This is a genomic window from Curtobacterium sp. MCPF17_001, assembly GCF_003234615.1.
GTDB lineage: Bacteria > Actinomycetota > Actinomycetes > Actinomycetales > Microbacteriaceae > Curtobacterium.
Genome location: NZ_QKSL01000004.1, coordinates 139384 through 153283 on the forward strand (window position 1 = coordinate 139384; position 13900 = coordinate 153283).

Below are 13900 nucleotides of genomic sequence, written 5' to 3' on the forward strand. Positions count from 1 at the left end.
AACGGCTGGGTCAGGACGCTTCCGGCGAGGCGACCAGTCGGATGCCGTCCGCGCCGGGGGCGCGGCGGACCAGGGTGACCCGGATCTCCGATCCGTCGACCTTGCAGCGCATCCAGGTGTGGTCGGGCTGCCGGCGGCGGTCCGTCGGCGAGCCGGGGTTGAGCAGGCGCATCCCGTTCGGCGCGGTGGAGTCCCACGGGATGTGCGAGTGCCCGAACACCAGCACGTCGACGTCCGGGTGGTCCGTCTCGGCTCGACGCTCGCGACCGGTCGCCGCCCCGGTCTCGTGCACGACCGCGAAGCGCAGTGACTCGACGCGACGGGCGGCGACCAGGGGCAGGCGCTCCTCGAAGCCGAGGTCGTTGTTGCCACGGACCGCCAGCAGCTCGCGGGATCGGGCCTCGAGCAGGTCGACGGTCGCCAGGTCCACCCAGTCACCGGCGTGCACGACCAGGTCGGCGGCGTCGATGTCCGCCCAGAGCTCGGGCGGCAGGTCCTTCGCCCGCTTGGGCAGGTGGGTGTCCGACAGCAGGACGAGCGAGGTGCTCACGGCGTCGCCCTCACTCGTCGGGTGCGCGGGCCGGCATCGGCAGAGCGACCTCGTCCGCGGCACCGAGTCGTTCGAGCATGCCGGCGAGCAGGGCCACGTCGTCGTCGGACCAGTCGGCCAGGCGTTCGACCAGGGCGTCCCGGTGCAGCTGCACGGACCGGGCGAGCGCGAGGCGGCCGGCGTCGGTCGCCTCGAGCGGCTTGGCGTTGCCGGAACCACCGTCGACCGTGCGGACCAGGCCCGCGACGAGCAGACCCGACAGCTGCCGGGAGATCGTCGACCGGTTCAGGCGCAGGTAGCGGGCGATGTCGATCGCCATGCACCCCGGGTGCTGCACGACGAAGTCGACGAGCGACTGGTCGACGATGCTGAGCACGTCGTCGGTGCCGCGCGCACGGACGCTCGCGCGGCGGGTGATGCGGGAGAGCTCGGTGTACGCCCGTCCGATGTCCGCTTCGCGGATCCCGGGGCCCCTCGGGTCGGCCATGGTGTTCCAGTCTGTCGTCCGGCGTGGGCCGGAGGTCGGTCGCCCCTGGTCAGGGCGCGGTGCTGCGCGTCGGTCCCCGCATCACTGACGCGGGTCCCTCCGCCGACAGTGTCGACCAACGACAACCGGGTGTCCACCGAAGAGGGGACATGTGACCGGCTGCCGATGATCAGGGCTCAAGCCAGAGCGCCTGCGGCCCGGAGTGCGGCGATGTCGAGCTTGACCATGCCCCGCATCGCCTCGTACACGCGGCCGGCAGCCGCGTGGTCGCCGCCGGCTGCCATCAGCTCGCCCATCATCGACGGGGTGACCTGCCACGACAGGCCCCAGCGGTCGACCAACCAGCCGCACGCGACCGGGTGCCCGCCTTCGGCGATCAGGGCGTCCCAGATGCGGTCGAGCTCCTCCTGCGTGTCCACGTCGACCTGCAGCGAGAGCGCGTCGGTGAACGGATGCCCGGGGCCGCCGTTCATGGCCCGGTACGGCTGCCCCATCAGGGTGAACTCGATCACGAGCACGGACCCGTCCGGCGCGCGCCCGATCCCGTCGATGCGTGAGTCGGGGAACAGCTCCGTGTAGTACTCGGTGGCGTGCTGGGCCTGGTCGTCGAACCAGAGGAAGGGGACGATGCGGGGCATGGCGGGTCTCTCGGTGGGGTCAGTCCGCGACGCCGCGGCTGAGGAGGTCGTTCTTGTCGGGGTGCTCGTCGAACCACTGGCTGACGAACCAGCACATCGGGACGATGCGCTTCGTCGACGTCGTCTCGACGTCGGACACGGCGTGCTCCACGAGCTCGCCCGCGTACCCGTGACCGCGGTGCGCGGGCACCGTGTACGTGTGCGGGAAGGCGATCGCGTCACCGTTGACGCGGTAGTCGAGCACGCTCACCAGGGTCCCGTCGACGTACATGGCGTACCGGTCTCGGTCGGCCTCGTTCCGGAACTCGTGTGTCATGCCGCCATCCTGCACCGCCGCTCAGGGTCCGGTGTCGCCGCACGCCGAGGAACGCCAGACACGCGCAGCGGAGCACACCGACGGAATGACCACCGGGTCACCGTGTTGCACGGAGCATGACCACCATCGGAATCATCGGAGCAGGCAACATCGGATCCCAGCTCGCACGCCTGGCCGTGCAGCACGGCCACCAGGTCGTGATCGCGAACTCGCGCGGGCCGGAGACCCTCACCGACCTCGTCAGCGAGCTCGGTGAGCACGCCACCGCCGGCACCCGCGAGGACGCCGCCACCCGGGGCGAGATCGTCGTCGTCACCGTGCCGCTCGGCGCGATCGAGACGATCCCCGTCGAGCCGCTCGTCGGCAAGGTCGTCATCGACACGGACAACTACTACCCGCAGCGCGACGGCCAGATCGCGGCCCTCGACGAGGAGACCACCACCACGGCCGAGATGCTGCAGGACCACCTGGTCGGTGCGCACGTCGTCAAGGCCTTCAACCACATCGGCGCGGACCACCTCACCGAGCACGCCACCCCGGCCGGCACCCCGGACCGTCGCGCCCTCGTCATCGCTGGTGACGACGACGCCGCCAAGCACACCGTCGCCGACCTGATCGACGAGTTCGGCTTCGACACCGTCGACGCCGGCCCGCTCGCCGAGGGATGGCGCATCCAGCGGGACACCCCCGGCTACGGCCCGCGCCTGAACGCCGACGAGCTCCGCGAGGCACTCGCGAGCGCGAAGCGCTACCGCGACATGTGACGTCGACGCACCGCGCGCTCGACCCCCTCTGACTGGGGCTCTCGGCCGCTGTTCCTCCCGAGTAGAACTGACGATGGATCAATCCAGGGAGAGGAACAGCGGCCGTGGCGTCTCATCGCATGCCCGAGTCCGAGCGACCCCGCCGGGCGGTACCCGCATGGGTCACCGCTCCGCCGGAGGACGCCCGTCCTGCGGAAGCCGCGCTGACCGGGGCGAGCGCTGGCGCAGTCCCCACCGTCGCCACGATCCCCGCTGCGGGCACAGTCCCCGCCGTCGGCGCGGTCCCCGCCGTCGGCCTGGAGGCGCACCGCACCTCCGCCCCGCCGGTCCTGGACCCGAACGCGGTCGCCCCCGACTACCCGCCGGCGCAGGAGCTGTTGCCGCCGGCCCCGACGTCCCCGAACGTCGACACGATCCCCTTCGCTCCGCTCTCCGGCGCACGCGTCGTCGGTGCGTCCGCGGTCGGCGCCGCCGGCAGTGGTGTGACCGTCACCACCGCCGCCGCGGGCAGCTCCGCCGTCGGCCGCCACGATGCCGGCCAGCACGCGTCGCCCGGACGCCGCGACGCCGCTGCGGCCGCGGGGATGGCGTTGCCCGTGCCTCCCGTCGTCGGAGCCCACGCCGTCGGGAGCCGGCCCACCGGTGCTCCCCCCGTCGCCCCGGAGGTCCAGCGCCCGCCGCTCGGCCCCGTCGTCGCCGACCCGCCCGGTGAGCCCGCCAACTGGTACACGCCGCAGGCCGGCTCGCTCGCGGTCCCCGAGGCGCTCTCGCCGTCCGCTGAGGCCGGCCGCACCACGCCCGGGACGCCCGGCCCGCACGCCGACACCACTGCATGGTCAGCGCCTGTGCCGACCACGCCGCCGGTGCCGGCGATCCCCGTCGTGCCCGCAGCGGGTCAGCCGCGGTTCTCGGTGCCCGGCCTCGAGCACGTCGTCGTCGAGGGCGGCGAGCCCGAGCCCGTCGGCCCGATCGGGTACCGCACCCCCGCACGCTTCGCTCGACAGCAGGCCCGGGTCGTCCCGCCCGCCGTGACGGCTCCCCCGACGTTCGACGCCCTCATCGGCGCTCCGGCCCCGACGACGGCCACCGTCCTCGGCGGCCCGTCTCCGGTCGTCGGTGCGCCGGCCGTCCCGCCGCTCGCCCCGGTCCTGCCGTCCGTCACCCCGACCAACGCCCAGGCCTCGGTCAGTAGCGCTGCCGACACCGCTGCCGACGACACCGCTCCGCCCGTCGAGCCGACTCCGGCCCGGGAACACCGGAACGCTCGTGGGCGCGGCACCCCCGGCCGCCGTCCCTTCCGCTCCCGCCGGACCGTCGAGGAGCCGCCGAAGCGTCGTTCGACCGCCGTCCCGCTCCCCGCGCCCGCCGAGGCCGGGACCGTCGCGACCGCCACGACGGAGGGTGCGGCGAGCCTCCCGTCCGTCGCCCAGCCGTCCATGGCACGTGCCGGACGGTCACTCGGACCGACCCCGGGTGCCGTCCTCGGCGCCGTGGCCGGCCTCGGGACGATCGGGCTCGCGGCGTGGTGGTTCACCGCTCCGGCGACCGTGCACGCCGTCGGTGTGGTCCTCGGCCTGCTCGCGGTCCTGGTGTCCGTCGTGACGATGCGGAACCCGCTGACCACATGGCAGCGGCCGGTCGCCCTGCTGGGCGCGGTGCTCGGCACGGTCGGCACCCTCGTGCTCCTGTGGGCGGTGGCCTCGGCGCTCGGCGCTCCGCTGCCCGACATCACCGGCACCGGTACCGTCCCGGCGATCGCGCCCTGACCTCGGCCGTTCGCCCTCGGTCGGTCAGGCTGTGGGCGTTGGCATCGTGAACGTCCGGAGCGCGGACCGGAAGCGCTCGACATCGGTCCGCACCGGCATCGACAGCAGGAGCGTCGACGCCGAGAGCCGCACGGCCATCGTCTCCGACGTCGGCACGACGACCAGGTTGCGCAAGCCGACGGCCCAAGCGGCGACGAGGTCGCCGAGCACCCGGTCGTCGTAGCTGACGTCAGCATCGTCCGGCGACGCAGCCTCGAGCCACGCGTCGTACGCGTCGTGGACGTCCTCGTCGAGGACGGCGCTCCCCAGGTGCTCTGCGAGTTGCTGGCGCCACGAACTCGTCTGCCGCAGGAGTTCGAAGTCCTCCGCCCATGTGTCGGGGCGCGTCGCGAGTGCAGCGATCGACGAGGACCAGGCCGCGAGCCAGCTCCCGCGCTCGACTCCCACTGCGCTTCCCAATGCAGACGCGAGGAAGAGGAGCATGCACAACGTGTGCTCCCGCCGCTCCTCAGTGAGGAGCATCTCCGGTGGCCAGATCGACGAGTCCCCGAGATCATCCGCTTGCACGAGTCGCCTCCTTTCTCCGGCTTCGCGTCAGTCTCCGTCTCGAGGTCATCCCCAGTTGCTGGTTGCTCGTCCCGCGTGGCAGATCGCTCCGTTGGACAGCGTCGCGAACGACCCGACATCGATCTGACCGAATCCCGAACTCCACCCGTAGACGCTCTTGAAGTGCGTCGCACTCCAATGTGAGCCCGTCGTGAGGCCCGAGAAGGGCTCTGTGTACACCTTCCCGACACCGGTCGCTCCGGTCACACCCCAGTGATGTCCGAGGCTGGTTCCCTTCACCACGTAGCTCGTCTGGATGTTGATGCCCTGTCGCGCCTTGTTCTTCGTGATGGTCAGCGTCGCGGTCCCGCAGTTGCCGGACACGGTGTTCCGTCCCGCGCCTGTTCGACGCTGCTCCGCGATGGCTTCGGCGCTCACGGGGACGGAGATCAGGGCACCAGCAGCGCTCCTCTCGATCCGGTACCCGTTCTGCTCGGCGATCTGCGGGTCGAAGTCAACGATCGTCATGGCTTCGGTCTCGTTGCTCACCACGCCATCGGCGGTTGCTGGAAGCGGATTGGTCAACGCTGCAAGCAGCGCCGACAGCGCGATGACACCGGCGGTCGTCCGGACGTTGCGTGGAGCCAAGATTCCTCCTCGATCGATGTACGGAGATACTGGCATCCTGCATATGAGTACGCAACCCCTCCGATTCGTCAGACGGCGCGGACGACCCCGCGCGAGAGGATCGCGTTGGTGAGGGCCTCGATCGGCTCGCGCTGGACGGTCGGGTTGGCGATGAGGACGTAGTCGACCGCCGGCAGGTCGGGCAACGACAGCCGCTGCGACACCTTCACCAGGTCGGCGGGGATCAACGAGTGCGGGAACACCGCGACGCCGATCCCGGCACGGACGGCTGCCAGCACCCCGTTCACGTCACGGGTGTTGCAGGTGATCCGCCAGGTGCGGCCCGCCGCCTCGAGCGCGTCGATAGCCATCTGCCGGCTGATGCTCGGCGCCTGGTAGGCGATCAGCGGGACCGGGTCGTCGGCTTCGAGCGCGATGCCGTCCTGTGCCATCCAGACCATCTGGTCCGAGGCGACGCGGGTGCCCTCGGCGGACTCCCCCGCGGTCCGCTTGATGAACACGAGGTCGAGTTGGCCGGCGTGCACCCGGCGGAGCAGCGGTGCTGACTGGTTCACCGTCAGCTCGAGGTCCACCTGGGGGTGCAGCTTCCGGAAGTCGCGGAGGATGCGCGGCAGCTGCGTGATCGCCAGGTCGTCGGCCGCACCGAAACGGAGGCGGCCACGGGCGGCGACGCCGGAGAAGTAGGCGTCGGCGGTGGCGTGCGCCGCGAGGATCGTTCGGGCGAACCCGGCCATCGCGTCACCGTTGTCGGTCAGGCGGACGCCGCGGGTGTCCCGGGCGACGAGCGTCCGCGCCACGGTGGACTCCAGTCGGCGGACGTGCTGGGAGACCGTCGGCTGGCTGACGCCGAGCTGCACGCCGGCCTGCGTGAAGCTGCCGGTCTCGGCGACGGCCAGGAAGGTCTGGAGCAGGACAGGATCGAGCACGGGAGGCTCCTCATTCGACTTTGCTATGGAGTGATGCCGATCATAGGAGGATCGAATGGACCACCATCGATTAGTTTCGTGTGGGTACCGTTCCCACCCTCGACAGCCGGAGTCCCCCGCACCGTGCGATCGTCATCGACGACCATCCACCCGCCCACCGAGCCGCTCCCGATCAGCACCGTCCGCCCACCGTGGCGCCGGTCCTTCATCGCCCTGTCCGTGCCGAACTTCCGGCTGTTCACCGCCACCAACCTCGTCGCGATGACCGCCGGGTGGATGCAGCGCATCGCCCAGGACTGGCTCGTGCTGCAGCTCACCGGGTCGGTCGCGCAGGTGGGCATCACGGTCGCGTGCCAGTTCGCGCCGATGCTGCTGTTCGGGCTCCTCGGCGGGGTGTTCGTCGACCGCTACTCGAAGCGCGCGCTGATGATGATCACGCAGGGCGCGTTCGCGGTGCTGTCCCTGCTGCTCGCGGTCCTGACCCTGGCCGGGGTGGTGCAGGCGTGGCACATCTGGGTGATCGCGTTCCTGGTCGGCATGGTCACGGTCATCGACAACCCGGCGCGCCAGGTGTTCGTCACCGAGATCGTCGGACACCAGCACCTGCGGAACGCCATCAGCGTCAACTCGTCGGTGTTCCAGCTCGGCGGCATGATCGGCCCGGCGCTGTCCGGGATCCTGCTCGTCGCCGTGGGAGCCGGGTGGTCGTTCGGCATCAACGCGGTGGCGTGCGTCGCGGTGGTCGTGACGCTCGGGTTCCTCCGCGTGTCCGAACTGCACCGCACCCCGTCGGCTCCGCGGTCGAAGGGGCAGCTCGTCGAGGGCCTCCGCTACGCCGCCGCGAAGCCGACGATCATCGTGCCGGTGATCCTGGTGGCCTTCTTCTCGGTGTTCGCGCTGACGATGCCGGTGCTGCTCTCCGCCTTCGCGTCGAAGGTCTACGACGTCGGCGCCGGCGGCTACGGCCTGTTCAACTCCGCCGTCGCGGTCGGTGCGCTGACCGGCGCCGTCCTCTCCACCCGGCGCGCCGTGGTGCGGCTCCGCACGATCGTCGGCGGGGTGTTCTGGACCGGGGTGCTGCTCGTCGTCGCCGGGTCGACGCCGACCATCGCGCCGTTCACCGTGCTGCTCGTCGTCGTCGGCCTGTCGCAGCTGCTCTTCCAGACGGCGTCGAACTCGCTGGTCCAGCTGTCCTCGAACGTCGCGATCCGCGGGCGCGTGATGTCGCTCTACGTCCTCGTGCTGCTCGGCGGCCAGGCCATCGGCGGTCCACTGATGGGCCAGGTCGTCGACCACTTCGGCGCACACGTCGGGATGATGGTCGCCGGCGGTGTCCCGGCCACGGCGGCGGCCGTCATCGCACTCGTCCTGGCGCGGCGCGGCGGGCTGCACCTCGAGGTGCGCATGCGCCACCACCTGCCGCTGCCGGCCATCGTCGGCAACCGCTGACGCGCCTCCCGTCCGTCGGGTCCTCGACGCCGGACACCGGTGTCCGTCCGTCGCATCGCGCTTCCGCGCGGCGTGACCGACGAACACCGGTGTTCCGCAGAGCCCGCAGGGCCCGCAGAGCCGGTCGGCTCAGTAGGCGACGCCGAACCGCGCCTGGTGGTGCTTCGGCTGCTCGATCTCGTCGACGACCGCGATCGCGTAGTCGGCGCCCGAGATGTCCGAGTTGCCCTCGGCGTCGGTGAGGAGCACGTCGTCCGACGTGCGGTACGTGCCCCGACGCTCGCCGGGGTTGTAGCCGCCGAAGGCCGCGGCGGGGCTGACGTAGAACCAGTCGACCGAGGTGTCGCCGGCGCGTAGGGCCTCGAGGATCTGGCCGTGGCTCTTCGCCTCGGCCTTGAACGCGTCCGGGAAGTCCGGGGTGTCGTACAGGGCGGGGCCGCCCTCGGCGACGAGCATCGATCCGGCACCGCCGACGATGCCGAGCCGTGCACCCGCGGCGGCGGCTGCGTCGACGAAGTGCTGGAACTGGTCCTTGAGCTCACTGCCGTCGGACTGGACCGCGTGCAGGGAGACGATGAGGACGTCCGCGCCCTTCGTCACGTCGGACACGAAGGCGGCGTCGAACGCGTCACCCTGCGCGAGAGTGAGGTGCTCGGCGGCATCGAGCTTGGAGGTGTCGCGCGCGACGGCGACGACCTCGTGGCCGCGGGAGAGGGCTTCACGGACGATGGCGGAGCCGGCGTAGCCGGTGCCTCCGAAGACGACGATGGTGGACATACGAGCTCCTTCGTGGTGGTGGTGCCGACGCGGTGACGCGCCGTGCCACTCACTGTACGGGTGTTACTCTCTTTCGGTAAGCAGGCACCTCACGGTGCGTGCCCTGCCCGGGCGCGTCGTGCACCGTGCCCCACGGAAGGTCACCATGAGTGCGCTCGAGTACAGCCCCTACGCGGCGGACTGCCCCTCCCGACAGCTGCTGGACCGGATCGGGGACCGCTGGAGCGTCCTGACGATCGGCGCCCTGGCCGACGGACCCCGTCGGTACTCCGCCATCGCCACCCGTGTGCAGGGCGTCTCGCAGAAGATGCTCACGCAGACCCTCCGCGCCCTCGAACGGGACGGCCTCGTGACCCGGACGGTGTTCCCCGAGATCCCGCCGCACGTGGAGTACGAACTCACCGACACCGGGCGTTCCCTCCGCACGGTGCTCGTGCCGCTCGAACAGTGGGCGATCGACCACATGGACGGCGTCACCGAAGCGCGCTCGGGGTACGACGCGCGGGCCTGAGCCCGTCGCTCCTGGAATCGCGTCGGCCCGCCGGTGGTTGCGTGGAGGCATGCGATCGATCGTCTACTCCCAGCCCGGCACGTCCTCCGTCCTCTCCCTCGCCGACCGACCGGTCCCCGAGCCGGGCGACGGTGAGGTCCGCGTCCGCGTGGTCGTCTCCGGGGTGAATCCCACCGACTGGAAGGCGCGGCAGGGCGGCACCTACGGCGACGGCCTGCCGTTCCCCGAGATCACCCCGAACCAGGACGGCGCGGGCATCGTCGACGCCCTGGGCGCCGGGGTCGAGGGACTGTCGGTCGGCGACCGCGTCTGGCTGTTCATGGCCGCGGCCTCCCGCCCGACCGGCACCGCGCAGGAGTACACCGTCGTGCCCGCCACCCGCGTCGCACCACTGCCCGAGGGCGTCTCCTTCGACGTCGGCGCCTCGCTCGGCGTCCCGGCGATGACCGCCCACCGCGCCCTGACCGTGCACGAGGAGGGTCCCACCCGCCTCTCCCCCGGCGCCCTGTCCGGTCGCACCGTCCTCGTCGCCGGAGGCGCGGGTGCCGTCGGGCACGCCGCCATCCAGTTGGCGCGGTGGGCCGGCGCGACCGTGATCGCGACGACCAGCTCCGACGACAAGGCCGCCCTCGCCACCTCGGCCGGGGCGCAGCACACCGTGAACTACCGCGACGCCGACGCCGCCGACCAGATCCGCGCGATCGCCCCGGACGGCGTGCACATCGTCGTCGAGGTGTCGATCCCCGCGAACGCCGACCTCGACGCGGCCGTCCTGGCGAACCACGGCGTCGTCTCGATGTACGCCGACAACGGTGGGGACGCAGCATCCATCCCGGTGCGGCCGAACATGGGCATCAACGCCCGGTACCAGTTCCTGCTGCTCTACACGATCGGCGACGTGGCCCTCGCGGCCGCTGCCGAGGACGTCACCGCAGCCCTCCGCGACGGCGTCCTGCCGGTCGGCGAGGAAGCGGGTCTGCCGCTGCTGCGTTTCCCGCTCGAGGAGACCGCTGCGGCGCACGACGCCGTGCAGGGCGACGCGGTGGGCAAGGTGCTCATCGACGTCCAGGCGGAGTAGCGCCGGCGCCGGCACGCTGTGCCACACCGCTGCGCGGTCGCACTGCGGCACCTGGTGCGCTTCGGCGCCGCACAACGGCGACCGGTTCGAACCACGGACGTCCGCGGTTCGGATCGGCTTCCGTTGTGCCCGTTCGGTCCGCGCCGTGGTGCTGGGGAGGTCAGTCCCGCCGGCGCCTACCGGTCGCCCGCGCCAGCTGCGCCCGCGCCGCGGCCGTCGCCCGCTGCAGGTTCGCCGCGACGACGCGCGGGTCGTCGTAGTCCTGGTCGTCGCTGCCGGCGGACCGCGGGGGCGCCACCCGCGCGCGGCCGAACCGGGCCGCGCCGGACGGACTGAACGTCGTCATGGCGTCAGGGTACGTCGAGTGCCCGACAGCGGCTCGACACCCGCCTCGGGCACCGGCGGGAAGGCCAGCACACAGGCCGTCGCCACGTACTCGGCGATGACGGCGACGTTCCGCACGTCGAGGTCGGTGAACGCACCCGGCGCGGGACTGTCGACCGTGAGCATGCCGAACGAGTAGTCCTCGGACCGGACGACGACCGCCACGTAGGACCGCCAGCGGGGTGCGAACTCGGGGTCGTCGTCCTCGGCGTCGACGTCGGACTCCCGGTCCGGGACGACCCGGGGCGGACCACCCTGCAGGACCCACTCCAGGTTCCGGTCGCCGTACGGGGTGCCGGCGCGGAAGGTGCCCGCGGTGTCACCCGCTCCGCCGTGCCCGATCGGTTCGAGGGCGTCGAGCGCCGTCGACAGCAGGTACACGTTCGCCCGGACGTCGGGCACGTGCGGCAGCAGGTAGAACGCCAGTGCGGCCGCGGCCCGGTCGGCGAACCCGCCGAGTTCGATGCGCCGGGTCACCGGGTCGTGCGTCGCGAACCGGGTCAGCCGGGTCGCGATCTGCCCGAACCCGTACTGCACCGCCACCTCGTACGCCGCGAGCGCCGCAGCACCTGTGTCCTCCGCCGAGGCCCGTGCACGCGCGCCGCGACGCGCCCGGAGCACCTGCCAGACGACGACGGCGACGAACACCGCCAGCGCCGACACGACGAGCCACACGCGCTCGACCGGGACGCCGACGAGGTTGGGCACCTGGAACACCGCCGTCGGCAACGCCGCCGCCACGATCGGCAGCACCACGTCACCGGCGCGCCCGCGCCGTCCGTTCCCCTGTCCCACACGAGCACGGTAGGGCCGACCACCGACGGACGGGAGGCGCGGGGCGGGGGTGATCCGTGCCTCCCGTCCGGGTCGTGGTCGGGTCCGCCGAGCGGACGTGGTGCGCGTTCATCGCCGGACTTGGTATGCAGGAGGCATGACCGATGTTGCACAGCCCACGCCCACGCCCGGAACACGCGCCATCATCCTCGGAGGCGGTGGGGTCGCCGGCATCGCCTGGGAGCTCGGCGTCCTGTCCGCACTCGAGGACGCCGGGGTCGACCTCGGCGCCGCGGACCTGGTGGTCGGGACGAGTGCGGGGAGTGTCGTGGGGACGTTCCTCCGCGCCGGCGCGGTGCAGACGGCCTACGAGCAGCAGTCGAGCCCCCTGCCGACGACGTACGAGGAGCCGGCGGCCGTGGACGTGACCGCGGTCGAGCAGCGGTTCGCCGCCGCGATGCAGGGCGCCACGTCCGAGCAGGACGCCCGTGCGCGGGTCGGTGCTGCGGCCCAGGAGGTCACCACCGGCCAGAGCGACGACGAGCGCGTGGCCACCTTCCGGCAGACGCTGCCCGATGCCGAGTGGCCGGAGAAGCCCTACGCGGTGACGACGGTCGACGCGGTGGACGGGTCCTTCCGGGTGTTCCGCGCCGAGGACGGCGTGCCGCTGGAGCGTGCGGTCGCGGCGAGCTGCTCGGTGCCGATCGTCTGGTCACCCGTGCGCATCGACGGGCACCCGTACGTCGACGGTGGGGTGCGGTCGGCGACGAACGCCGACGTGGCCGCCGGGTACGAGCGGGTCCTGGTGATCGCGTGCAGCCCGGAGGGGCCGTCGCCGCTCGGGCCGTGGCTCGACCGGTCCGTCGCAGCCCTCCGCGACGCCGGGTCGCAGGTGGAGGTCCTGGTCGCCGACGAAGCGTCGCAGCGGGCCTTCGGGACCAACTCGTTGGCACTGTCGACGCAGCGGCCCTCGGCGGAGGCCGGGCGGGCCCAGGCGGACCAGGTCGCGGAGCGGGTCGCGTCGTTCTGGGCGTGAAGCGGTGACGGGTCAGACGAACGCGGCCTGACCCGTCACGGCGCGACCGACGATGAGCGTGTTGACCTCACGCGTGCCCTCGTACGAGTAGATCGCCTCGGCGTCCGCGAAGAACCGGGCCACACCCTTGTCGAGGACGATGCCGTTGCCGCCCTGCACCTCACGGCACCAGCCGACCGTCTCGCGCATCCGGGCGGTGGCGAAGGCCTTCGCCATCGCGGAGTGCTCGTCCCCACCCAGTCCCTGGTCCTGCAGGGCCGACGCCTGCGTGCAGAGGGCGATCGACGCGGTGATGTTGGCGAGGGACTTCACGAGCAGGTCCTGGATGAGCTGGTGCGAGGCGATCGGCTTGCCGAACTGCACACGCTCGCGGGCGTAGCGCAGTGCCGCCTCGTACGCACCGACCGAGATGCCGACGGCCTGCCACGCCACCTCGGTGCGGGTCAGGCGGAGCACCGTCGCGGTCGACCGGAACGAGTCGGCGTGCTGCAGTCGGCGGGCTTCGGGGACGCGGACGTCCTCGAGTGTGATGTCGGCGTTCTGCACCGAGCGGAGGGCGATCTTGTCCTCGATCTTCGTCGCGGTGAAGCCCGGGGTGTCCGAGGTCACGAGGAAGCCCTTCACCTGACCGTCGGCGACGTCCTTCGCCCAGATCACGACGACGTCGGCGAACGTGGCGTTGCCGATCCACCGCTTCGCGCCGTTGAGCACCCAGGTGTCGCCCTCGCGACGGGCGGTGGTCCGCAGACCGCGGGCGGAGTCACTGCCGGACAGCGGCTCGGTCAGGCCGAAGGCGCCGACGATCTCGCCGGAGGCCATCCGGGGCAGCCATTCGCGCTGCTGCTCGTCGCTGCCCGCAACCGCGATGGAGTTCATGGCCAGGCCGGACTGCACCCCGATGAAGGTCGCGACGCCGGCGTCGACACGGCCGAGTTCGAGTGCCGCCCAGCCGCGGTAGACGGCGGAGTTCTCGAACTGGCGGACCAACGGGACCCCGGGGCCGTACATGCCGAGCTCGGCGAGCGGTGCGATGACCTGCTTCGGGAACTCGGCGCGGGCCCAGTACTCGTCGGCGATGGGTGCGACGTCACGCTCGAGGTACTCGCGGAGCTTCCCGAGGGAGGCGCGTTCCTGGTCGGTCAGCTGCTCCTGGAACCGGTAGAAGTCGGATTCCAGCAGGGGCGTCTGCGCAGCCGTCGTTGACATGACCCCAACGATGCATCATTCTCGAAAACGTTGCAAGACGGGTA

Annotated in this window: 17 protein-coding genes; 6 read left to right on the forward strand and 11 right to left on the reverse strand. The window is 71.8% G+C overall.

Annotation, left to right across the window (positions count from 1 at the left end; all coding sequences use genetic code 11):
• Positions 1-10: 10 nt before the first annotated feature.
• The 4 genes from DEJ24_RS05665 to DEJ24_RS05680 all read right to left on the reverse strand — a co-directional run bounded on the left by DEJ24_RS05665 (position 11) and on the right by DEJ24_RS05680 (position 1991).
• Positions 11-550, reverse strand: coding sequence for a metallophosphoesterase (locus tag DEJ24_RS05665; RefSeq protein ID WP_111077660.1), 540 nt, complete (start codon positions 548-550; stop codon positions 11-13).
• Between the two features lie 10 nt (positions 551-560).
• The gene (locus DEJ24_RS05670) at positions 561-1037 is read right to left on the reverse strand and encodes a MarR family winged helix-turn-helix transcriptional regulator (RefSeq protein ID WP_110903065.1); all 477 of its coding nucleotides are present in this window, start codon (positions 1035-1037) and stop codon (positions 561-563) included.
• Positions 1038-1213: 176 nt separating this feature from the next.
• The gene (locus tag DEJ24_RS05675; RefSeq protein ID WP_111077661.1) at positions 1214-1675 is read right to left on the reverse strand and encodes a VOC family protein; all 462 of its coding nucleotides are present in this window, start codon (positions 1673-1675) and stop codon (positions 1214-1216) included.
• 19 nt (positions 1676-1694) lie between these two features.
• Positions 1695-1991, reverse strand: a complete 297-nt coding sequence (locus tag DEJ24_RS05680; RefSeq protein WP_110903063.1) for a GNAT family N-acetyltransferase — start codon at positions 1989-1991, stop codon at positions 1695-1697.
• Positions 1992-2107: 116 nt separating this feature from the next.
• Between DEJ24_RS05680 and DEJ24_RS05685 the strand changes: the two genes are divergently transcribed.
• On the forward strand, positions 2108-2755 hold the full coding sequence (locus DEJ24_RS05685) for an NADPH-dependent F420 reductase (protein WP_111077662.1): 648 nt from the start codon (positions 2108-2110) through the stop codon (positions 2753-2755).
• Positions 2756-2859: 104 nt separating this feature from the next.
• The gene (locus DEJ24_RS05690; protein ID WP_146245934.1) at positions 2860-4521 is read left to right on the forward strand and encodes a hypothetical protein; all 1662 of its coding nucleotides are present in this window, start codon (positions 2860-2862) and stop codon (positions 4519-4521) included.
• Between the two features lie 24 nt (positions 4522-4545).
• Here the strand turns inward: DEJ24_RS05690 and DEJ24_RS05695 are convergent, their stop codons facing one another.
• The 3 genes from DEJ24_RS05695 to DEJ24_RS05705 form a co-directional block, all read right to left on the reverse strand.
• A complete protein-coding gene (locus DEJ24_RS05695) occupies positions 4546-5088 on the reverse strand; it encodes a hypothetical protein (RefSeq protein WP_111077664.1) in 543 nt (180 codons plus the stop codon).
• Between the two features lie 45 nt (positions 5089-5133).
• Positions 5134-5595: a hypothetical protein gene (locus tag DEJ24_RS05700; protein WP_111194678.1), complete on the reverse strand. Its 462-nt coding sequence runs from the start codon at positions 5593-5595 to the stop codon at positions 5134-5136.
• A gap of 188 nt (positions 5596-5783) precedes the next feature.
• Positions 5784-6641, reverse strand: a complete 858-nt coding sequence (locus DEJ24_RS05705; RefSeq protein ID WP_111077666.1) for a LysR substrate-binding domain-containing protein — start codon at positions 6639-6641, stop codon at positions 5784-5786.
• A gap of 123 nt (positions 6642-6764) precedes the next feature.
• Here DEJ24_RS05705 and DEJ24_RS05710 point away from each other — a divergent pair, with 123 nt between their 5' ends.
• On the forward strand, positions 6765-8090 hold the full coding sequence (locus DEJ24_RS05710; protein WP_111077667.1) for an MFS transporter: 1326 nt from the start codon (positions 6765-6767) through the stop codon (positions 8088-8090).
• Positions 8091-8219: 129 nt separating this feature from the next.
• Here DEJ24_RS05710 and DEJ24_RS05715 read toward each other — a convergent pair whose 3' ends face one another.
• On the reverse strand, positions 8220-8867 hold the full coding sequence (locus DEJ24_RS05715; RefSeq protein ID WP_111077668.1) for an NAD(P)-dependent oxidoreductase: 648 nt from the start codon (positions 8865-8867) through the stop codon (positions 8220-8222).
• A gap of 145 nt (positions 8868-9012) precedes the next feature.
• Between DEJ24_RS05715 and DEJ24_RS05720 the strand changes: the two genes are divergently transcribed.
• Both DEJ24_RS05720 and DEJ24_RS05725 read left to right on the forward strand, forming a co-directional pair.
• Complete coding sequence (locus tag DEJ24_RS05720) at positions 9013-9378, forward strand: helix-turn-helix domain-containing protein (protein WP_110903057.1); 366 nt, start codon at positions 9013-9015, stop codon at positions 9376-9378.
• Between the two features lie 49 nt (positions 9379-9427).
• Positions 9428-10456: an NADPH:quinone reductase gene (locus DEJ24_RS05725; RefSeq protein ID WP_111077669.1), complete on the forward strand. Its 1029-nt coding sequence runs from the start codon at positions 9428-9430 to the stop codon at positions 10454-10456.
• A 160-nt stretch (positions 10457-10616) separates the two neighbouring features.
• Here the strand turns inward: DEJ24_RS05725 and DEJ24_RS05730 are convergent, their stop codons facing one another.
• On the reverse strand, positions 10617-10802 hold the full coding sequence (locus DEJ24_RS05730; RefSeq protein ID WP_111077670.1) for a hypothetical protein: 186 nt from the start codon (positions 10800-10802) through the stop codon (positions 10617-10619).
• Entirely contained in the window at positions 10799-11635 is an 837-nt protein-coding gene (locus DEJ24_RS05735; protein ID WP_146245935.1) for a GAF domain-containing protein, read from the reverse strand. The genes DEJ24_RS05730 and DEJ24_RS05735 overlap by 4 nt, the downstream gene beginning before the upstream one ends.
• A gap of 136 nt (positions 11636-11771) precedes the next feature.
• On the opposite strand from DEJ24_RS05735, the gene DEJ24_RS05740 reads away from it, so the two are divergent.
• Entirely contained in the window at positions 11772-12650 is an 879-nt protein-coding gene (locus DEJ24_RS05740; RefSeq protein WP_111077672.1) for a patatin-like phospholipase family protein, read from the forward strand.
• Positions 12651-12662: 12 nt separating this feature from the next.
• Here the strand turns inward: DEJ24_RS05740 and DEJ24_RS05745 are convergent, their stop codons facing one another.
• A complete protein-coding gene (locus tag DEJ24_RS05745) occupies positions 12663-13856 on the reverse strand; it encodes an acyl-CoA dehydrogenase family protein (protein ID WP_111077673.1) in 1194 nt (397 codons plus the stop codon).
• Positions 13857-13900: the final 44 nt, after the last annotated feature.